Raw genomic sequence first — 20,068 nt, 5'->3', positions numbered from 1 at the left:
GCAAAGCCTTTTTACGACCATACGCAAAAAAAACACGGCGGCAATACCGGCATAATTTGCGCCACAAGCCTGCGCGGTCAGCGGGTAAATCTAGTGTCTTTTCCATCACGTCACCCCAATTACACGCAAAGTAATAGGGTGACTCAGGTCACAAACACAAGACAGATTCAACGACTAACAATCAAAACCACACAGATCGACGTTCTGTGATTCTGTATGGTTAAAACAGGGGGTTTGTGTACCGGTTGCCGTCTTGCCGATCGCCGACATCATCAGGCTGCGCCGTTCTGCCGCCGATGAGCGACCTGCTCCGCACGTTGCAGGATCTCCTGCAAATCGTCCTCGTCGATGTCAAACAGCTCACCCTGCATCAGCACTTCATGCAGATCCGCCCGGGTTATCGACACCGCATCAATCGGCAGGCCGGCAGGCTTGGCCTCCGCCGGTGCCAGTTGGTGCGGGTAACGGCGCCCGGCCAGGTTATTGAAGATAATCGCCAGTACCGCCAGCAACACCGAGTTAAGCAGCACCGGGTACAGTACAAAGCTGTAACCCAGTTGGTGAATGCCCGGCCCGCCGAGGATCGCGGTCAGCGCCACCGCGCCGCCGGGCGGATGCAGGCAACGCAGTTTGAACATCAATCCAATGGCCACTGCGGCCGCCACTCCACAAGCCAGCCCGGGATCGGCAATCAGCAAGCTGGTGCTGACTCCCACCAATGCAGCCGACATATTGCCGCCCACAATTGACCAGGGTTGCGCCAACGGGCTGTTCGGCACGCCAAACAGCAAGACGGCGGAGGCCCCCATCGGGGCGATAAACCACAGGTTCGCCTCCCCCAAAACAAAATGGCTGATCCAGCCGGTAATCATCAACCCCAACCCGGCGCCGATGCTGGAAAGCAAAATCTCTTTTTTGCCCATGGCCAACGGATGCGGCCACAGACGCGCGCAACCAATCTTGAGTCTTGTTACTAACGGGTTCTTCATGTTACTTCGCACTGCCAAATTCAACGTAATAGCAACAAATATATCACACCATGCCTGGCGGAATAACCGCTGCCCCGCCGGCATTCGGCAACTACTTTCCGCTAACAGATTGATCTTTCGCCACCCCTCGGCAATGATCAATGTTCTCTCCCCTTCGCCTTGAGGAAAAGCCGATGTCTCAACCGATTACCGAGCTCTATACCGACAGCCAATTTTTCAGCCCTTATGCCATGTCCGCATTTATTGTGCTGACGGAGAAAAGCATTCCCTTCACCGTGAAACCGGTCGATTTGGCGCAGGAAGAAAATAAAGGCGCTGCCTATGCGGCACTGTCGCTAACCCGTCGGGTGCCTACGCTGGTGATCGGTGAGTTCCAGTTGTCCGAGTCCACGGCAATTACCGAGTATCTGGAGGATATCCATCCGGCTCATGCGGTCTACCCGCGCGACGTCAAGCTGCGGGCCAAAGCGCGTGAAATTCAAGCCTGGCTGCGCAGCGACCTGTTGCCAATTCGCGTAGAACGGCCAACCGAGGCGGTTTTCGGCAACGAAAAATTCCCACCGCTGTCTGCCGCCGCAGAGGCCGCCGCCAACAAACTGATCGCCGCAGTCGAAAAATTGCTGGGCCACGGCCAGGATAATTTGTTCAGGGAGTGGTGCATTGCCGATACCGATCTGGCGTTGATGCTGAACCGACTGGTGATGCACGGAGATGAAGTGCCGGAGAACCTTCGCCACTACGCGCAAAAACAGTGGCAACGCCCTTCGGTGCAGGCTTGGCTGGCGCTGCCGGAGAAAATGCGCGGCTGAAAAAAATCGGCGGCCACGACGCCGCCGTTCTCAACTGAGAAACAACATCACTTCCTGAGGGAAGACAAGTCACCATCCAGAGGGCAGATAGCCTAACAACGAGGCAATGGCATATACCGCACTGGCCAGATACAACAGCACAATGCTGATCTGCAGCAGCGGGTGGGTGATCCAGTTGCACTGCCAGCGCGGCGTTTGGTCACCGTGCTTGCGCGCCCCTCGCAGGATCAACATCGGCATAATCGACAGGATCACCCCGCTGAATACCCCGGCGAAATACAGCGCGTTAACGAACGATACCAGGCCGCTGTATGCCAGCGCGAACGGCGGTAGCACCACCAGCAACAGCACGCCGAAACGACGCAGCGGTTGCTCGTCATTGCCCAGTCTGAACTGGTCGAAAATATTGGTCAGGAAGCTGCCGCCCAGCCCCCAGTAAGAGGTCAGCATCGCGCACAGCGCAAAGATATTGGCGGAGAAAAACGCCCACTGCCCAAGAGCCTGCCCCCAGGAAATGGTCGCCACGTCGGAGATATTATTCAGCCCGCTGAGGGCAATCACCGACATCGGCACCGCCGCCAGCAGCACGAAGGTTACCGCCATGCCGACCATAATCGCCTTCGGCAACTGTTCCGGCTTATCCGAGAAGCCGCGCGCCATTTCCGGCACTATGTACTGCGCCGAGAAGCAAAACACCACCACATTGAATACCGGCACCATAAAGCGCCAGTCACCGTCCAGCAGGTTGCGCATCTGGGTGGTGTCTTTCAGCAGTGTGGCCGCCACCAGCGCGGTCAACATCACCACCATGCCGATGCTGATAAATTTCTCGCCGCGGCCGATCGCCTTCAGCCCCAGGTACAATACCCCCGCTGCGGGAACGAAAAACAGCAGGCTGCCGATGGCCGGCGAGATACCGAACAGAGATTGCAGCAGTTTGCCGCTGCCGGTCATGTATGCGGTCAATGCCCCGACGCTGTTCACACACACCGAAGCAAACATCAGCCAGGCGCCGATACCGCCGACATAGCGTTTTGCCAGCCCGCTTAATTGCAAGTGTGTGCGGGTGCGCAGGGTGGATTCGGCGACGTACAGCATGGTGATGGTGGTCAGACTCCCCACCAGCACCAGCCAAAACAGCAGCGGTAAAAAACCGGCTTTGCTGGAGGCATAGGCGATGGACAACACGCCGGCGCCAATATTGGTGCCGACAATCATCGCCACCCCTTCGAGGAAACTCAGTGATTTGGCGGGTGCAGGCGTTCGCACCCCGGCGGCAAACGCCGGAGAAACAGTGGTGTTATCAGCAGACATACAGCATCCTTTGTTGCCCGGCGGCTCCGGCCACCGGGACAGGTTAATTTCCCGGTGGTTAACAGCTCACATCGATACACAGGTATTTCAGCTCCAGATATTCTTCAATCCCGTAACGCGATCCTTCACGTCCGAGCCCTGACTGCTTCACACCGCCAAACGGCGCGACTTCATTGGAGATCAGCCCGGTGTTGATGCCGACCATGCCGTATTCCAGCGCTTCCGGCACTCGCCACTGGCGCGAGGCGCTTTGCGTGAACAGATAAGCTGCCAGACCGAATTCGGTGTCGTTGGCCATGGCGATCGCTTCCGCTTCATCATGGAAACGGAACAGCGGCGCCACCGGGCCAAAGGTTTCTTCCCGGGCAAAGCGCATTTTTTGCGTCACGCCGGTCACCACCGTCGGTTGGAAGAAGGTACGGCCCAGCTCGTGCGGCTGCCCGCCGATAGCAATCTGCGCGCCTTTGATCAGTGCATCGTCAATGTGGCTCTGCACTTTATCCACTGCGTCCTGATCGATCAGCGGTCCCTGGGTGGTGCCTTCATGGCTGCCGTCACCGACCTTCAGTTGCTCGACCGCCGCCACCAGTTTGTCCACCAAACGGTCGTAGATGCCGTCCTGTACGTAAATGCGGTTGGCGCAAACGCAGGTCTGGCCGCTGTTACGGAATTTTGAAGCCATAATGCCCGCCACCGCCGCGTCCAGATTGGCATCGTCGAAAACGATCACCGGCGCGTTGCCTCCCAGCTCCAGCGACAGTTTTTTAATCGTCGGCGCGCACTGCGCCATCAAAATGCGGCCGACCTCGGTCGAACCGGTAAAGCTCAGTTTGCGCACCACCGGACTGTCGCACAGCACCTTGCCCACCTGCGCCGCGTCGCCGGTCACCACCTGCAGCACGCCCGGCGGAATGCCGGCATCCTGCGCCAGTTTCGCCAACGCCAACGCGGTCAGCGGCGTCTGCTCGGCCGGTTTGACGATTATCGCGCAGCCCGCTGCCAGCGCCGGCGCCACCTTGCGGGTGATCATCGCCGCCGGGAAGTTCCACGGCGTGATCGCCGCGCAAACGCCGATCGGCTGTTTCACTACCACCAGGCGCTGCGAGGCCAGCGGTGCCTGCAACACGGATCCGTCGACGCGTTTGGCCTCTTCGGCGAACCAGGTAATAAACGAAGCGGCATAGACGACCTCACCGCGCGCTTCCGCCAGCGATTTACCCTGCTCGGCGGTCATCAGCTGCGCCAAATCCTCCTGGGCCGCCAGCACCTTGCCGGCCCAGGCCAACAGCAGCAAGGAGCGCTGTTTGGCCGTCAGTTGTTTCCAGCCCTGCTGCGCCAACTGCGCCGCGTTAATCGCCTGCTGCGTTTCTTCTTCGCTGACCAACGGAATGCTTGCCAGCTCTGCGCCATTCGCCGGGTTGATGACCGCTTCACGCTTGCCGCTCAACGCGTCGCACCACTCACCGTTAATCAGGCATTGGCTGCGCAGCAGCTCGGGATTATTCAGTTTCATTGCCGGTCACTCCTTATTGGGCCAACGCACGGGAAAGAATGCCCAGCGCCTGGGTGAACTGCTCCTCAGGGATGGTCAGCGGATACAGGAAGCGGATCACGTTGCCGTTCACACCGCAACTCAGCAGCAGCAGGCCCTCTTCCAGCGCCTTCTGCTGCACCTGACGGGTGATCTCCGCCGAAGGCTTGCCGGTCGCCGGATCCTTGAACTCCACCGCCACCATCGATCCCTGCGCGCGAATATCCGCGATCGCCGGGCTGGTTTTGCGCGCCTGTTGCAGCACTTCTACCAAATGCTGGCCCAAACGTTGGGAACGCTGGCACAGCTGTTCTTCGTCAATCACGTCCAGCACCGCAAGTGCCGCAGCCACCGCCAGCGGGTTGCCGGCATAAGTACCGCCCAACCCGCCCGGTGCCGGGGCGTCCATCACGTCGGCACGGCCGGCCACCGCCGACAGCGGCATACCGCCCGCCAGGCTTTTCGCCATGGTGATCAGATCCGGTTTCACCGCGTAATGCTCCATGGCAAACAGCTTGCCGGTACGGGCAAAACCGGTCTGCACTTCGTCGGCAATCAGCAAAATGCTGTGCTGATCGCACAGTTCGCGCAGCTCCTGCATAAAATCGGCCGGCGCAATGTTGAAACCACCCTCGCCCTGCACCGGCTCCAGCACGATGGCGGCCACTTGTTTGGGATCGATATCCGCCTTAAAGATGCGCTCCAGGCTGTTCATCGCGTCTTCGGTGGTCACGCCATACAGCGCATTCGGATACTGGCCGTGGAACACCGAACCGGGGAAGGGCCCAAAGCCCAACTTGTAAGGCGCCACTTTGCCGGTCAGCGCCATGGTCATGTAAGTGCGGCCATGGAAACCGCCGCCAAAGGTGATCAGGCCCGGCCGGCCGGTATAAGCGCGGGCGATTTTGACCGCGTTTTCCACCGCTTCTGCACCGGTGGTGAACAAGGCGGTTTTACAGGGGCCTTCGATCGGTGCGCGCTGGTTGATGCGCTCTGCCAACGCGACATAGCTTTCGTAAGGAACGATTTGGTAAGCGGTGTGGGTGAAGGCCTTCAGTTGCCGTTCAATGGCGGCGATCACCTTTGGATGCCGGTGTCCGGTATTCAGAACGGCAATACCGGAAGCGAAATCGATAACCTCATTGCCTTCTACGTCCCACAGCGTGGCGTTCTCCGCACGCTCGGCGTAAAAACCGCACATCACGCCAATCCCGCGTGGGGTAGCATCCTGACGACGTTGATTCAGTTCTGCGTTTTTCATGCTGTTCTCTCCGGTCGGTGTCCGTTGTACGTTTCGTTCACATTCGTGAAACAATGACGTTTATTTACACAGGATGTGGCCCTATAATCGAGTGCCAGTTACGATTAATTGAGGGATCCAATTGCGCTCACTGAGTGGTGACCTGTTATTGCAGCGCCTCGGCGAACAGCCCGATGATAAGCTGCACAAGCGGCTGTATAACGCGATCCGCACCAGCATTTTGGACGGCAGTTTGCCGCCCTCCAGCCGCCTGCCCGCCTCGCGCGATCTGGCGCAGGAACTCAGGCTGTCACGCAACACTGTGTTAACCGTTTATGAACAACTCTTGGCAGAAGGTTATGTTTTGGCACGCGCAGGCAGCGGTACATTCGTCGCCGAAACCGTGCCGGACAGCTGTTTATCTACCGTCAGCGCCCCCGCAGGCAGTGACGGGGAACAACGGCGCATTGAGCTGTCGGCGCGTGGCTCCACCCTGCTGCATCACGCCAGCGCCAGCCCCAAACAGTGGGGCGCGTTTATCCCCGGCGTACCCGACGTCAACGCCTTTCCTCACCAGTTGTTCAGCAAGATCCAGGCGCGCATCAGCCGCCGCCCGGCCCCGCAGCGGCTGACCTACAGTAACCAGGGCGGCAGCCCGGAGTTGCAGCATGCATTGGTGGACTATCTGCGCGTAGCGCGTTCGGTGCGCTGCTCACCGGAGCAAATTTTGATTACCGAAGGCATTCATCAGGCGATAGATCTGGTGACGCGCATGCTGTGCAATCCGGGTGACGACGCATGGATTGAAGAACCGGGCTATTGGGGGATCCGCAATATTTTGCGGATGAACGACGTGAATATCTGCCCGCTGGGGGTCGATGAGGCCGGCATGGTGCCGCCGGAGCAGCCAACCGGCGCACCACGGCTGATTTTCGTCACCCCATCGCATCAGTATCCGCTGGGATCGGTGATGAGTCTGGCGCGGCGGCAACGATTGCTGGCGTTGGCGCGCAACGGCGGCAGCTGGATTGTCGAAGATGACTACGACAGCGAATTCCGCTTTTCGGGCCAGCCCATCCCGGCGCTGCAAGGGCTGGAAGCCGATGCGCCGGTGATTTATATCGGTACCTTCAGCAAGACGCTGTACCCGGCGCTGCGGCTGGGTTACGTGGTGCTGCCAAAACCCTTGATGACGGCGCTGAAAACCGCGCACGCCGAACTGTATCGCGGCGGTCACCTGCTGATCCAGACCGCGCTGGCGCAGTTTATTCAGGAAGGCCACTACACCGCGCATATTCGCCGCATGCGGCTGCTGTATGCCCGGCGGCGGGCGTTTCTGACCGCGTTGATTGAGCAGCATCTGGGCAAGCAGGCGTTGAGCGAATTCAACAACAACGCCGGGCTGCACCTGATCCTGAACCTGCCGGACGAAGCCGACGACGTGGCGATCGCCGCCGCCGCCAGCGCACGCGGCGTGCTGGTGCGGCCGCTGTCGCGTTACTACATGCTGCCCAACCACCGCCGCGGCTTGCTGATGGGCTTCGCCTGCGTGCCGGAGGAACAGATGGCCGCCGCCTTTACCCTGCTGCTGCAATGCATTACAACGCCCTGAACTGCCAGCCCTCGTCCTGCCAATGCAGGCGATGAGTCAGTTTCAGCGCCCGCAGGAAGGCTTCGTCGTGCGAGACCACCAGCATCGCACCGGGAAACTCCGCCAGCGCGGCCTCAATGGCCAGTGACGAAGCCAGATCCAAATGGTTGGTCGGCTCGTCCAGCAACAGCAATTGCGCCGGCTCCTTACGCCAAAGCGCACAGGCCAGCGCCGCCTTCAGCCTTTCTCCGCCGCTAAGCGCCGCCAACGGCAACGTGATCCGTTCCGCACCGAGTTGCAACTGCGCCAGTTGGGTGCGCAATGCTCCCTCGGCCAACGGGGAATCCTGCAGCCCCAGCAGCGCCATCACCGATAGCCTTGAATCGAACTGAGACAGGGTTTGGTCGAGGTAAGCCATTGGCAGCGGACAGTGAACGTGACCGGATACCGCTGCCAGTTGGCCGAGAATCACCTTCAGCAACGTGGATTTTCCGCAACCGTTCGGGCCGGTCAGCGCTACGCGCATGGGTCCGTCGATGCGCATATCCAACGGCGGCGCACTGACAAAAGGCAGTTGCAGCTGCTCGATCACCAGCACCTGCTTGCCCGGCATCACCGCGCTGCCTGGCAGGGTCAACATCACCGGGCTGTCTTCCTCCACCCGCTGGTACGCCTCGCGCACGGCGGCATCGAGGCTGCCTTTTTGGTCCTGATGCTGTTTACGCAGCGTGCCGAGGCTCTCTTTGGCCGCCGCTTTGTAGGCCACGCGTTCGAAAGAGGCGATATTCAGCGTGTCGACGGTTCTCAGCGTTTGGGCCGAGCGCCGCTGGCTGGTGTCGTGTTCTTTCTGCTGCCGGGCACGGGTGCGTTTGCGTTCCTGCCGCGCATGTTCCCACCCCGCTCGCGCCGCCTGCTGTTCCAAATCGCGCTGCCGGCGATAGTCATCGTAGTTGCCGCCATAGCTGTGCAACCCGTCGGGCGTCAGCTCGACGATGCGCGCCATACGCCCCAGCAGTTGCCGATCGTGGCTGGCAACCAGCAACCCACCGCGCCACTGCGCCAACTGCAGGTACAGCCAGTCGCGCCCGTCGGTATCAAGATGATTGGTCGGTTCATCCAACAGCAAGAAATCCGCACCGCTCAGCATCGCGCCACACAGTGCCGCACGCATTCGCTCCCCGCCACTCAGGGAGGCGGCCGGTCGCAGCGGCTCGAACTCAGGCAGCCCGGCGGCGGCAAAGGCAGCGTGCAGACGATCGCTCAGATCCCACTGCCCTTCCAGACGATCGATATCGTCCGCCAACGGACGCCCCTGCTCAATACGGGCCATCGCGGCAAACACCTCACCATAGCCCAGCAATTGAGCCAGTGTGATCTGAGCTGCGATCTCCGGCTGTTGCGCCACATAGGCCAGCGAAGCATGCGTTTCCACATGCCCGCCACCCGGTTGATCCAGGCCGGCGATCAGACGCAGCAGACGGGTTTTGCCGACGCCGTTGCGCCCAACCAGGCCACAGTGTTGTTGATCGAAAGTGAGATCCAGCGGGCCGAACAGCGTTTCGCCGTTAGCAAACTGGCAGGTCAGTTGGTGTAAAACAAAATAAGGGGATTGGGCAAAATGAGCCATAAGCACTCCTGAATGAAATCAAAACATCCCCATCCGGCACAGGCGTGCTCAGCATGGGACAAGATATCAACAGGCGTGTTTGTTCATTTTCGGTTATGGCTCCGCAGAGAAGGCATGGATATGCCGCAGACAAAGGTTACCCGATTACTTGTCTACTATGCAAACAACTACAAAGATTCATGACATCTATCACATTCAGCGCAACGCAGATTCCCAATGGCGCAGACAACGGCTAGATTTATCTCATCCGACCACTTGGGTCGCACATAATAATAACGGTTTCTCATACCCAATAGCTTTCAGACTGCCGCTAGGCGGCAAGTTCGGGAATCCTCGGGAGCTTACTCCAGTAAGTGACTGGGGTGACCGAACGCGGCCAACAACGCTGCGGTTTGAAAGATGAAGGGGATGAACGATGGAGAGTGCAATGAGCAATTACCCACACCTGCTGGCGCCGCTGGATCTCGGCTTCACCACCCTGAAAAACCGGGTGCTGATGGGATCGATGCACACCGGTCTGGAAGAACTTCCCGATGGCCCGGAACGCATGGCCGCTTTCTATGCCGAACGTGCAGCGGCCGGCGTGGCGCTGATCGTTACCGGCGGCATCGCCCCCAATGAAAAAGGCGTGGTGTACCGCGGCGGTTCCACTCTCAGCCACCCGGATCAGGTCGATCATCACCGGATCGTCACCGATGCCGTCCATCGGGCCGGGGGCAAAATTGCGTTGCAGATCCTGCATGCCGGCCGCTACAGCTATCAACCGCAGCCGGTGGCGCCTTCCGCCCTGCAGGCACCGATCAATCCTTTCGCTCCGACTGCGCTGAGCGAGGCGGAGATCGAACAGACCATCGCCGACTTCGCCCACTGTGCGCTGCTGGCGCAGCAAGCCGGTTATGACGGCGTAGAAGTGATGGGTTCCGAAGGCTATCTGATAAACCAATTCCTGGTGGCGCGCACCAATCAGCGCGATGACTCATGGGGAGGCAGCTTCAGCAACCGCATGCGTTTTGCCGTGGAGATCGTCCGGGCGGTGCGTCAGGCGGTGGGCCGCGAGTTCATTTTGATTTACCGCCTGTCGATGCTCGATCTGGTGGAAGACGGCTCCAGCTGGCAGGAGATCGAACAGCTGGCGCTGGCGATAGAACAGGCGGGCGCGACCCTGATCAACACCGGCATCGGCTGGCATGAGGCGCGGATCCCGACTATCGCCACCATGGTGCCGCGCGCCGGTTTCAGTTGGGTGACCCGCAAGCTGATGGGTAAAGTGCGCATTCCGCTGATCACCACCAACCGTATCAATGATCCGGCGGTTGCCGAACAAGTGCTGGCGGATGGCTGCGCCGACATGGTGTCGATGGCCCGTCCGTTCCTGGCCGACGCCGCTTTTGTGCAAAAAGCCGCCGAAGGGCGCGCCGACGAGATAAACACCTGCATTGGCTGCAATCAGGCCTGTCTCGATCAGATTTTTGAAGGCAAGCTCACCTCCTGCCTGGTGAATCCGCGCGCCTGCCGCGAAACCGAAATGCCGCTGACCATGGCCGAAAAGCCGAAAAAACTGGCGGTGATCGGCGCCGGGCCGGCCGGGCTGGCGTTTGCCACCACCGCCGCCAGCCGCGGCCACCGGGTGACGCTGTTCGATGCCGCCGATCAGATTGGCGGGCAGTTCAATATCGCCAAGCAGATCCCCGGTAAAGAAGAATTCCACGAGACCCTGCGCTACTTCCGCCGCCAGTTGGCATTGCTTGAGGTGACGCTGAAACTGGGTACGCAGGTAGAAGCCGCCGATCTGGCGGAATTTGACGAAGTAATCCTCGCCTGCGGCATAGTGCCGCGCACGCCGGCAATTCCCGGGATTGATAACGCCAAGGTGCTGACCTACCTGGACGTATTGCGCGACAAAAAACCGGTCGGCCAGCGGGTGGCGATTATCGGTGCCGGCGGCATCGGCTTCGACACCGCCGAGTACCTCAGCCAGCACGGCGTGTCGAGCAGTCTGGATCAGGCAGAATTTAACCGTGAATGGGGCATCGATGGCCAGCTCAGCCAACGCGGCGGGCTGGCGGCGCAAGGGCCGGTGACGGAGCGCGGGCCGCGGCAAATCTATCTGCTGCAGCGCAAAACCAGCAAAGTGGGTGAAGGCCTGGGGAAAACCACCGGTTGGATCCACCGCACCAGCCTGGCAATGCGCGGCGTCAAGATGCTCAACAGCGTGAACTATCAACGTATTGATGAGGAAGGATTGCACATCTCGCGCGCCGAGCAGGAAAGCTGTCTGCCGGTGGATACGGTGATTATCTGCGCCGGGCAGGAACCACGCCGCGAACTGCAGCAGCCGCTGCTGGCGATGGGAAAAACCGTGCATTTGATTGGCGGCGCGGACGTTGCCGCCGAGCTGGATGCCCGCCGCGCAATCGATCAGGGTACGCGGCTGGCGATGGCGCTGTAAAAAATAACCATGAAGGGGCGCATGCATTGCGCCCCCGGTGACTCAGTAACGTGCGCCGGATTTCACCGCTTTCAGGATCACAAACTTCTTGTTGGATGCCACAAGGGTGCAGTTACCAAACAGACGCTTCAGCTTCTGGTGGTAATCCAGGTGACGGTTGCCGACGATGCGCAGCTCGCCGCCCACCTGCAGGCAACGCTTGGCGTCACAGAACATCTGCCAGGCGGTATGATCGGTGATCGCATGCTGCTGGTGGAAAGGTGGGTTGCACAGCACCGCCTGCACGCTTTCACGCTCAATCCCCGCCAGCGAGTTATTCACTTCAAACTGACAGCGATCCAGCTCCTGCGGCAGGTTGTGCTCCACGTTCAACTCGCTGGACGCCACCGCCATATAAGATTCATCGACAAAGCTTACCTGCGCCTGCGGGTTCTGTACCAGCGCGGCCAGGCCAATAACGCCGTTACCGCAGCCGAGATCGACAATGTGACCATCCAGATCGTGCGGCAGATTGTCCAGGAACAGACGAGCGCCAATATCCAGGCTGCCGCGTGAAAACACGTTGGCATGGTTGTGGATCAGCCAATCGGTGCCGTCCAGCGTCCAGTTGGTGGTTTCCGGCGCCGCCGGTGGCACGATGTCCGCCACTTCGCAGTGGATCAGACGCGCTTTCTTCCACGCCAGGCTGGTGCGCGTCGGCCCCAGCACCTTTTCAAACAGCTGCATGGTTGAGGTGTGCACGTCGCGCGCCTTGGCTCCGGCGATAATCACCGTGTCCGGTGCCACCACATTGCGCAGCGAACGCAGTTGCTGTTCCAGCAGCGCCAGCGCCTTGGGTATGCGGATCAACACCACTGCCGGTGACGCCGGCAGTTCGGCGAGGCTGTCCAGCAGCGTAACCTGCTCCGGATCCAGCTCATTGAGCTTCAGGTTATGGCGCGTAGCCAGCTGGCTCATGTATGAATCGCTGATGCTGTAGGGCTGATGGCCGTGCAACGCACAGGCCAGCGTGCCGAAGTTGTCGTTGAAAATCAGCACCGGACGACCGCCAATGTCTACATTTTCAAGCTGTTGCAGCAGATATTCGTCTGCCGCTTCCCACGCCTGCAATTGGGTGGATTCTTCCTGTTGGGGATAACGCTCCAGCTCAAGTTGCTGTGTTCCCAGATCGAGTTGGCTCATTGCCCCTCCTGACTGATAAAATTTGGGCTGTTTATCCCCTAAAAACGTCCATCAGTAAAATGTTTTTTCGGATAAATTGCCCTTTGCGGGCTTTGCGCGAAAAAACGTCATAGAATAGCCCGCTGAATTGCCGCCAATACGGGAAGATGATGTCCGAACTGACTTACCTGCAGGGTTACCCTGAACATCTGCAAAGCCAGGTGCAGCAGTTGATCGACCAGCAGCGGCTGGGGGATGTGCTGTTGCAGCGCTATCCGCAGGTGCATGATTGCACCACCGACAAGTCGCTTTATCAGTATACCGTCGATCTGAAAAACCAATACCTGCGCAACGCCCAGCCGCTGAGCAAAGTGGCCTACGACGGTAAAATCCAGGTGATGAAACACGCGCTTGGGATGCACACCGCCATTTCACGCGTACAGGGTGGCAAGCTGAAGGCCAAGGCCGAAATCCGTGTAGCGACGGTATTCAAGCTGGCGCCGGAGCCGTTCCTGCGCATGATCGTGGTGCATGAACTGGCGCACCTGAAAGAGAAGGATCACAACAAAGCCTTCTACAGCCTGTGCTGCCATATGGAGCCGAATTACCATCAGCTGGAATTCGACACCCGACTGTACCTGACCCACCTCTCCGTATTTGGCGATCTGTATGCATAGCGGGATTCGCCTTCGGTAATTGCCGTGATAATCTGGTTCTTTCTACCCTGTGCAGCACTTGAAATTCATGGGGTATAGGGCTTGGGAACCGGAGATATCTATGATTCGCTTTGCCGTTGTTGGCACCAACTGGATTACGGAACGCTTTATCGACGCCGCACATGAAAGCGGCAAGCTGAAGCTGACCGCCATCTACTCACGCAAGCTCGAGCAGGCACAGGCGTTTGGCGCCAACTATCACGTCAGCCTGTTTTTCGATTCCCTGGAGGCGCTGGCCCAATCCGACGCCATCGATGCGGTATACATCGCCAGCCCCAATTCCCTGCATTGTCAGCAATCGCTGCTGTTCCTCAGCCATAAAAAGCACGTGATCTGCGAAAAGCCGCTGGCCTCCAACCTGCGCGAAGCAGAACAACTGGTCGCCTGCGCGCGGGAAAACCAGGTGGTGCTGTTCGAAGCCTTCAAAAGCGCTCATTTGCCGAATTTCCTGACCCTGAAGCAGACGCTGCCGAAAATCGGCCGGCTGCGCAAAGCCTTCATCAACTACTGCCAATACTCTTCACGCTATCCGCGCTATCTGGCCGGCGAGAACCCAAACACCTTTAACCCGCAGTTTTCCAATGGCTCTATCATGGACATTGGCTACTATTGTCTGGCCAGTGCCGTGGCGCTGTTTGGCGCACCAAAATCCGTGATCGCCAGCGCCGCGCTGCTGGACACCGGCGTTGATGCACACGGAACCGCCTGCCTCAATTACGGGGATTTTGACGTAACCATTTCTCATTCCAAGGTCAGCAATTCAGATATTCCGAGCGAGATCCAGGGTGAAGAAGGGACGCTGATCATTGATAAAATCTCGGAGTGTCAGGGGGTGGCGCTGACGCCGCGCGGTGGCAATCGTCAGGATCTGACCCAACCGCAGCATATCAATACCATGCTGTATGAGGCGCAAGCGTTCGCCGAACTGGTTGAAAAACGGCAGGTGGAACATCCAGGGTTAGAAAACTCGCTGATCGTCGCCCAGCTGCTGACCGAAATCCGTCGCCAGACCGGCGTGACATTCCCTGCCGATGGAGAATGACGTGAAACCGTTATTGTTGATGCAAACCGGCGATGCGCCGGAGGCAATACGTCGGGATAAGGGCAACTTCGACGGAATGTTCCTGCAACAGGGTAACATCGCCGCCGATCGCGTGCAGATCGTGCATCTTCCTTCAGGCGAACAGCTGCCGGCGCCGCAAAATTACGCCGGCGTGGTGATTACCGGATCGGCGGCGATGGTCACCGAACAATTGCCGTGGAGCGAACAGGCCGCCGAGTGGCTGCGTCAGGCGATGCAAATCAAGCTGCCGATTTTCGGCGCCTGTTACGGACACCAGTTGCTGGCCTATGCGCTCGGCGGTGAAGTGGGCTATCACCCGCAAGGCATGGAGGTCGGTACGCTGGATATTGAATTGCTGCCCGCCGCCGCCAACGATCGCCGCCTGGCGATGCTGCCGCCGCATTTCAAGGCCAATCTGATCCACTCTCAAAGCGTACTGACGCCGCCTGTCGGCGCGAAGGTGCTGGCTCGCTCGCAGCAGGATGCCTGTCAGATCCTCAGTTATGGCGATCACGCACTGACCACTCAGTTCCATCCGGAATTTGACGGCGCGGTAATGCATCAATACCTGAGCTGGCTCGGCGAACTGTACCCCGGGCAGCAGACGGAGTATCAGCTTAAGCAACAGCAGGTTAGCGATACGCCCTTCAGTCGGCTGCTGCTGCAAGGTTTCGTCGTCAGCCTCGGCGCGCAAAAGGCTCTGGCCGGCTAGCGTGATAAACGTTGACCGCTGACACATTTTGCATTACTTTCTGCGGTGCAAAGGGGAGTAACTTCATTGCCGGTTAATCGTCATTACGGTGCGCAAGCATCCGGTTACCGGGCAACATGATGTGACGGGCACTGCAGGTGCACCTTCATCAACGTTGTAAGTGAGACCTTGCCGGAAGGCGAGGTTTGCTTGCAGCGTTCACAGAGCGGCTGGCGTCTTCCGACGTTGGCCGTTTTTGTTTTTGAAGGATATCTCTGATGATGAATACCGTTGGCACACCTTGGTTATGGGGCAGTTTCGCCGCCATCATAGTTGTGATGCTCGCAATCGACTTACTGCTGCAGGGCCGCAAAGGCGCGCACACCATGACGCTGAAGCAGGCCGCCAGCTGGTCGTTGGTGTGGGTCAGCCTTTCCCTGCTGTTCAACCTGGGTTTCTGGTACTACCTGAACCAAACCGCCGGGCGCGCCGTTGCCGATACGCAGGCGCTCGCCTTCCTCACCGGTTACCTGATCGAAAAAGCGCTGGCAGTCGATAACGTCTTCGTCTGGCTGATGCTGTTCAGCTACTTCGCCGTTCCGGCTAACCTGCAACGACGCGTGCTGATTTTTGGCGTGTTGGGCGCGATCGTGCTGCGTACCATCATGATCTTCGCCGGTAGCTGGCTGGTAACTCAGTTCCAGTGGCTGCTGTATCTGTTCGGTGCCTTCTTGCTGTTCACCGGCATCAAGATGGCGCTGGCGAAGGAAGACGATTCGGCGATTGGCGACAAACCGCTGGTCAGGTGGCTGCGAAGCCATCTGCGCATGACCGACAACCTCGAAGGCGAGCGTTTCTTCGTGCGCCGCAACGGGCTGCTGTTCGCTACGCCGCTGGTGCTGGTATTGATCCTGGTGGAACTGAGCGACGTGATTTTCGCGGTCGACAGCATTCCGGCCATCTTTGCCGTCACTACCGATCCGTTTATCGTCCTGACCTCTAACCTGTTTGCCATCATGGGCCTGCGCGCCATGTATTTCCTGCTGGCCAACGTGGCGGAGCGCTTCTCGATGCTGAAATACGGTCTGTCGATCATCCTGATGTTTATCGGCGTCAAGATGTTGATTATCGACTTCTTCCATATCCCGATCGGCGTTTCGCTCGGCGTGGTAGCCGGTATTCTGACATTAACGTTGTTGATCAATGCCTGGGTCAACCGTCGCAACGATCGCCTGGCGAATAAAGCGCCATAATCTGTTATCCGGGGCGCTAGCCGCCCCGTGATTGTTTGGCAATTCGGTCAAAACGCCAAACGTTATTGCGATCACACAAATGTAACCAGTATGTTATCAAGAGTTGATCCGCCCTCAGAATTTCACTTCCTCCCCTTTCCAACCCCATTTGTTTACTGAATACTGATTTGGCAAACACACTTAGTTACAGATAGAAATAAAAATTGCCCGGCAACGTTTCTGTCGAGGCGGTCAGTCTGTGCGCAACCTCTCCGGGAAGAAAAGCATTATGCAAAAACTGTTAAAACGGATCACACAGGGCAGCCTGGTTAAGCAAATTATGGTCGGCCTGGTGGCCGGTATTATCGTAGCGCTGGTTTCACCGGCGACAGCCTCCGCCGTCGGGCTGCTTGGCGCGCTGTTCGTCGGCGCATTAAAGGCCGTGGCGCCGCTGTTGGTTCTGGTACTGGTCATGGCCTCGATCGCCAATCACAAGCACGGGCAGAAGACCAATATTCGTCCGATCCTGTTCCTCTATCTGCTGGGGACTTTCGCTGCGGCGCTGGTGGCGGTGGTGGTCAGCTTTATGTTCCCGTCCAATCTGGCGCTGGTTACCGGCAATGCGGACATCAACCCGCCGGGCGGCATTATTGAAGTGTTGAAAAGCCTGCTGATGAGCGTGGTCGCCAACCCGTTCCATGCGCTGATTAACGCCAATTATATCGGCATCCTGGCCTGGGCGATTGGCCTGGGGCTGGCGCTGCGCCACGCTTCGGAAACCACCAAATCGCTGATTAACGACATGTCGGATGCGGTAACTCTGGTGGTGCGCGCGGTGATCCGCTGTGCGCCGCTCGGCATCTTCGGCCTGGTGGCTTCGACGTTGGCGGAAACCGGCTTCGGCGCACTATGGGGCTACGCGCAACTGCTGATGGTGTTGATCGGCTGCATGCTGCTGGTCGCGCTGGTGCTGAACCCGCTGATCGTTTACTGGAAAATCCGCCGCAACCCTTATCCTCTGGTGTTCGCCTGCCTGCGTGAAAGCGGCGTGACCGCGTTCTTCACCCGCAGCTCGGCCGCCAACATTCCGGTGAATATGGAGTTGTGCAAGAAGCTGAATCTGAACGAAGACACCTATTCGGTTTCTATCCCGTTGGGCGCAACCATCAATATGGCCGGCGCGGCGATCACCATTACCGTGCTGACGCTGGCGGCGGTGCATACTCTGGGCATTCCGGTTGACGTCCCGACCGCGCTGCTGCTGAGCGTGGTGGCGGCGATCTGTGCCTGCGGCGCTTCCGGCGTGGCCGGCGGTTCGCTGTTGCTGATCCCACTGGCGTGCAACATGTTCGGCATCCCGAACGATGTCGCCATGCAGGTCGTGGCGGTGGGCTTTATCATCGGCGTGTTGCAGGACTCCGCAGAGACTGCACTGAACTCTTCTACCGACGTGCTGTTCACCGCTGCGGCCTGCCAGGCGGAAGATCAACGCCTGGCGGATGAAGACCCGTTGAAGGTGCGTTAAGCGGTTAACGATCGTCAGCGAGGCGCCCAATGGGCGCCTTTTTTTCTACCGCAAAAGGATCGATACCGCGCAGTTGCAGGCGGCGGAAACGGATAATATTGAAGCCGTTCATCAGCAGGAAGCTGCCTTCTATCAACGAACCGCCTATCGACCCGAGCCAAACGTTATGCGTGACCCAGCAGGCTGTGGAACACCACATCACGCAACGGGTCGTCAGTCCACGGGTGCGAAACAGCGCCCAGGTGCTGATCGAAGTACCGAAGATCGGCAGCAGCTCGATGGGATGTTGGAAGTGCGTCAGGCCGATGGTCAGCGTCAAACTGATAAACAACCACATCACCCACAGGCTGCGGGTACGCATTGAAACCAGGTTACGGCAGGCGCTGAGCAACGCGCTGCTGCCGGCGGCGCTCGCCCCCATCAGGAAGAAGTGGATACCGATAATCAGACTGTATCCTGATAGTTGCAGCTTGAAACGCTGGTCGTCGCGATTGAAAAAACTGGTGATGCCTACCAGAAAAGCCAGCACGCCCACGGCCTGGGCAAACCAATAAAACGTCATTAGGGGATCCTGCAGCGGGAGACAATGGCGTTAAAAGTGAAACGCTGTTTTATGCTACTCCCGCTGCCGGTACTTTACAATGTCACTCCGCTTTTAAAAATCGCCAACTCGCGGAAATCGTTCGCTTCGTTGCGCGCCGCTTTGCCATCGGCGATCGCCACAATCAGATCGACAAACTGTTCCAACAGGCGATCCATCGGCGTGCCGTGGATCAATTGCCCGGCGTCGAAGTCGATCCAGTGCGGTTTTTTCGCCGCCAGTTCGCTGTTGGTAGCCAGTTTTACCGTAGGGACGAAGCCGCCATAAGGCGTGCCACGTCCGGTACTGAACAACACCATATGGCAGCCGGCGCCGGCCAGCGCGCTGGTCGCCACCGCGTCATTGCCGGGCGCACTGAGCAGGTTTAGCCCAGGCTGCCGTAGCCGCTCGCCGTATTTGAGCACGTCCACTACCCGGCTCTGCCCTGCTTTCTGCGTGCAACCGAGGGATTTTTCCTCCAGCGTGGTAATACCGCCCGCCTTGTTGCCCGGCGAAGGGTTTTCATAAATCGGCTGGTTATGGGCGATAAAGTACTGTTTGAAATCGTTGACCATGCTGACGGTCTTCTCGAAGGTCGCCCGATCGCGACAGCGGCTCATCAAGATCCGTTCTGCACCAAACATCTCCGGCACCTCGGTCAGCACCGTGGTGCCGCCGTTGGCGATCACATAGTCGGAAAACCGCCCCAGCAGCGGGTTGGCGGTAATGCCGGATAGCCCGTCCGATCCGCCGCACTCCAGGCCGAACCTCAACTCGCTCAATTTGCCCGGCTCGCGACGATCGTCGCGCATGGTCCGGTACAACTCATGCAGTTGCTCCAGCCCGGCCTCCACCTCATCGTCCTGCTGCTGGCATACCATAAAGCGCACCCGCTGCTCATCCGTCGTCCCCAGCGTGCTGCGGAAAACGTCTACCTGATTGTTCTCGCATCCCAGACCAATCACCAGCACCGCGCCGGCATTCGGATGGCGCACCATATTTTGCAGCATGGTACGGGTGTTTTCATGATCCTGCCCCAATTGCGAACAGCCGAAAGGATGACTGAACAGGTGTACGCCATCGATCCCCTGCGCATCCCGAGTTTCCTTCAGAAAACGCTGCTGGATCTGCCGGGCAATGCCGTTGACGCAGCCGACGGTCGGCACGATCCACAGTTCGTTGCGGATCCCCACCTCGCCGCTGCTGCGGCGATAGAGCTGAACTTCACGATCGGCAGCCTGCGGCTGCAGCGCGGGAAATTCCGGTTGGTACTGATAACTGTCCAGATCGCTCAGGTTGGTTTTGGCATTTTGCGAGTGGATGTGCACGCCCGGCTCTATGGCTACCAATGCATGGCCGATCGGCAGTCCGTACTTGATGATCGCCTCACCGGCAGCGATCGGCTGCAGCGCAAACTTGTGCCCACGCGCCACCGGCTGCGAAAGCCGAACAGTCAGCGCTTCCAGCGCCAGCGTTTCGCCGTCACCCAGATCGCGCAGCGCCACCGCCACATTATCCTGCGAATGAATTCTTACGATGCTTTGCATAAA

Annotated in this window: 16 protein-coding genes; 8 read left to right on the top strand and 8 right to left on the bottom strand. The window is 58.9% G+C overall.

Annotated features, from left to right (window positions below; genetic code table 11):
• Window positions 1-272 precede the first annotated feature (272 nt).
• Complete coding sequence (locus tag QZQ97_RS18885) at window positions 273-989, bottom strand: HPP family protein (protein ID WP_311994691.1); 717 nt, start codon at window positions 987-989, stop codon at window positions 273-275.
• 173 nt (window positions 990-1,162) lie between these two features.
• Here QZQ97_RS18885 and yfcF point away from each other — a divergent pair, with 173 nt between their 5' ends.
• The gene (gene yfcF, locus QZQ97_RS18880) at window positions 1,163-1,798 is read left to right on the top strand and encodes a glutathione transferase (RefSeq protein ID WP_311994690.1); all 636 of its coding nucleotides are present in this window, start codon (window positions 1,163-1,165) and stop codon (window positions 1,796-1,798) included.
• A 69-nt stretch (window positions 1,799-1,867) separates the two neighbouring features.
• On the opposite strand, the gene QZQ97_RS18875 is transcribed toward yfcF, so the two are convergent.
• Genes QZQ97_RS18875 through QZQ97_RS18865 form a run of 3 tightly spaced genes read right to left on the bottom strand, consistent with a single transcriptional unit; the run spans window position 1,868 to window position 5,904 of the window.
• Window positions 1,868-3,112: an amino acid permease gene (locus QZQ97_RS18875; RefSeq protein ID WP_311994689.1), complete on the bottom strand. Its 1,245-nt coding sequence runs from the start codon at window positions 3,110-3,112 to the stop codon at window positions 1,868-1,870.
• Between the two features lie 58 nt (window positions 3,113-3,170).
• On the bottom strand, window positions 3,171-4,625 hold the full coding sequence (locus tag QZQ97_RS18870) for an NAD-dependent succinate-semialdehyde dehydrogenase (protein ID WP_311994688.1): 1,455 nt from the start codon (window positions 4,623-4,625) through the stop codon (window positions 3,171-3,173).
• A gap of 13 nt (window positions 4,626-4,638) precedes the next feature.
• Window positions 4,639-5,904, bottom strand: a complete 1,266-nt coding sequence (locus tag QZQ97_RS18865; protein ID WP_311994687.1) for a 4-aminobutyrate--2-oxoglutarate transaminase — start codon at window positions 5,902-5,904, stop codon at window positions 4,639-4,641.
• A 121-nt stretch (window positions 5,905-6,025) separates the two neighbouring features.
• On the opposite strand from QZQ97_RS18865, the gene pdxR reads away from it, so the two are divergent.
• On the top strand, window positions 6,026-7,495 hold the full coding sequence (gene pdxR / locus QZQ97_RS18860) for a MocR-like pyridoxine biosynthesis transcription factor PdxR (protein WP_311994686.1): 1,470 nt from the start codon (window positions 6,026-6,028) through the stop codon (window positions 7,493-7,495).
• Here pdxR and QZQ97_RS18855 read toward each other — a convergent pair.
• Entirely contained in the window at window positions 7,482-9,101 is a 1,620-nt protein-coding gene (locus QZQ97_RS18855; protein WP_311994685.1) for an ABC-F family ATP-binding cassette domain-containing protein, read from the bottom strand. The genes pdxR and QZQ97_RS18855 overlap by 14 nt on opposite strands.
• Window positions 9,102-9,528: 427 nt before the next feature.
• On the opposite strand from QZQ97_RS18855, the gene QZQ97_RS18850 reads away from it, so the two are divergent.
• The gene (locus QZQ97_RS18850) at window positions 9,529-11,550 is read left to right on the top strand and encodes an NADPH-dependent 2,4-dienoyl-CoA reductase (RefSeq protein ID WP_311994684.1); all 2,022 of its coding nucleotides are present in this window, start codon (window positions 9,529-9,531) and stop codon (window positions 11,548-11,550) included.
• 42 nt (window positions 11,551-11,592) lie between these two features.
• On the opposite strand, the gene rlmG is transcribed toward QZQ97_RS18850, so the two are convergent.
• The gene (rlmG, locus tag QZQ97_RS18845) at window positions 11,593-12,732 is read right to left on the bottom strand and encodes a 23S rRNA (guanine(1835)-N(2))-methyltransferase RlmG (protein ID WP_311994683.1); all 1,140 of its coding nucleotides are present in this window, start codon (window positions 12,730-12,732) and stop codon (window positions 11,593-11,595) included.
• 149 nt (window positions 12,733-12,881) lie between these two features.
• Between rlmG and QZQ97_RS18840 the strand changes: the two genes are divergently transcribed.
• The 5 genes from QZQ97_RS18840 (at window position 12,882) to sstT (ending at window position 17,938) form a co-directional block, all read left to right on the top strand.
• Window positions 12,882-13,388 carry a M48 metallopeptidase family protein gene (locus tag QZQ97_RS18840; protein WP_004948389.1) on the top strand — a complete coding sequence of 169 codons (507 nt, stop codon included), beginning with the start codon at window positions 12,882-12,884 and terminating at the stop codon, window positions 13,386-13,388.
• A 100-nt stretch (window positions 13,389-13,488) separates the two neighbouring features.
• Window positions 13,489-14,469 carry a Gfo/Idh/MocA family protein gene (locus QZQ97_RS18835; RefSeq protein WP_311994682.1) on the top strand — a complete coding sequence of 327 codons (981 nt, stop codon included), beginning with the start codon at window positions 13,489-13,491 and terminating at the stop codon, window positions 14,467-14,469.
• Window position 14,470: 1 nt separating this feature from the next.
• Entirely contained in the window at window positions 14,471-15,202 is a 732-nt protein-coding gene (locus QZQ97_RS18830; protein ID WP_311994681.1) for a glutamine amidotransferase, read from the top strand.
• Window positions 15,203-15,459: 257 nt separating this feature from the next.
• Window positions 15,460-16,434 (top strand): TerC family protein, encoded by a 975-nt coding sequence (locus tag QZQ97_RS18825; protein WP_006320513.1) that lies wholly within the window; start codon window positions 15,460-15,462, stop codon window positions 16,432-16,434.
• A gap of 268 nt (window positions 16,435-16,702) precedes the next feature.
• Window positions 16,703-17,938, top strand: coding sequence for a serine/threonine transporter SstT (gene sstT, locus QZQ97_RS18820; protein WP_311994680.1), 1,236 nt, complete (start codon window positions 16,703-16,705; stop codon window positions 17,936-17,938).
• Between the two features lie 4 nt (window positions 17,939-17,942).
• On the opposite strand, the gene QZQ97_RS18815 is transcribed toward sstT, so the two are convergent.
• Together QZQ97_RS18815 and QZQ97_RS18810 are read right to left on the bottom strand one after the other, a co-directional pair.
• The gene (locus QZQ97_RS18815; protein WP_311994679.1) at window positions 17,943-18,500 is read right to left on the bottom strand and encodes a YgjV family protein; all 558 of its coding nucleotides are present in this window, start codon (window positions 18,498-18,500) and stop codon (window positions 17,943-17,945) included.
• A 74-nt stretch (window positions 18,501-18,574) separates the two neighbouring features.
• Window positions 18,575-20,065, bottom strand: coding sequence for a UxaA family hydrolase (locus QZQ97_RS18810; protein ID WP_311994678.1), 1,491 nt, complete (start codon window positions 20,063-20,065; stop codon window positions 18,575-18,577).
• Between the last annotated feature and the right edge of the window lie 3 nt (window positions 20,066-20,068).

This window comes from Serratia sp. root2 (assembly GCF_031931805.1).
Classification (GTDB): domain Bacteria; phylum Pseudomonadota; class Gammaproteobacteria; order Enterobacterales; family Enterobacteriaceae; genus Serratia; species Serratia inhibens.
Note: the sequence above shows the minus strand (reverse complement) of the source record. Positions and strands in the feature narration are given on the sequence as shown.

Excerpts from the sequence above, each read along its gene's own strand:
- QZQ97_RS18875 (WP_311994689.1), bottom strand. The coding sequence starts at position 3,112 with ATGTCTGCTGATAACACCACTGTTTCTCCGGCGTTTGCCGCCGGGGTG.
- rlmG (WP_311994683.1), bottom strand. The coding sequence starts at position 12,732 with ATGAGCCAACTCGATCTGGGAACACAGCAACTTGAGCTGGAGCGTTAT.
- QZQ97_RS18825 (WP_006320513.1), top strand. The coding sequence starts at position 15,460 with ATGATGAATACCGTTGGCACACCTTGGTTATGGGGCAGTTTCGCCGCC.
- QZQ97_RS18850 (WP_311994684.1), top strand. The coding sequence starts at position 9,529 with ATGAGCAATTACCCACACCTGCTGGCGCCGCTGGATCTCGGCTTCACC.
- QZQ97_RS18855 (WP_311994685.1), bottom strand. The coding sequence starts at position 9,101 with ATGGCTCATTTTGCCCAATCCCCTTATTTTGTTTTACACCAACTGACC.
- QZQ97_RS18810 (WP_311994678.1), bottom strand. The coding sequence starts at position 20,065 with ATGCAAAGCATCGTAAGAATTCATTCGCAGGATAATGTGGCGGTGGCG.
- QZQ97_RS18840 (WP_004948389.1), top strand. The coding sequence starts at position 12,882 with ATGTCCGAACTGACTTACCTGCAGGGTTACCCTGAACATCTGCAAAGC.
- QZQ97_RS18870 (WP_311994688.1), bottom strand. The coding sequence starts at position 4,625 with ATGAAACTGAATAATCCCGAGCTGCTGCGCAGCCAATGCCTGATTAAC.
- sstT (WP_311994680.1), top strand. The coding sequence starts at position 16,703 with ATGCAAAAACTGTTAAAACGGATCACACAGGGCAGCCTGGTTAAGCAA.
- QZQ97_RS18815 (WP_311994679.1), bottom strand. The coding sequence starts at position 18,500 with ATGACGTTTTATTGGTTTGCCCAGGCCGTGGGCGTGCTGGCTTTTCTG.
- yfcF (WP_311994690.1), top strand. The coding sequence starts at position 1,163 with ATGTCTCAACCGATTACCGAGCTCTATACCGACAGCCAATTTTTCAGC.
- QZQ97_RS18835 (WP_311994682.1), top strand. The coding sequence starts at position 13,489 with ATGATTCGCTTTGCCGTTGTTGGCACCAACTGGATTACGGAACGCTTT.
- QZQ97_RS18865 (WP_311994687.1), bottom strand. The coding sequence starts at position 5,904 with ATGAAAAACGCAGAACTGAATCAACGTCGTCAGGATGCTACCCCACGC.
- QZQ97_RS18885 (WP_311994691.1), bottom strand. The coding sequence starts at position 989 with ATGAAGAACCCGTTAGTAACAAGACTCAAGATTGGTTGCGCGCGTCTG.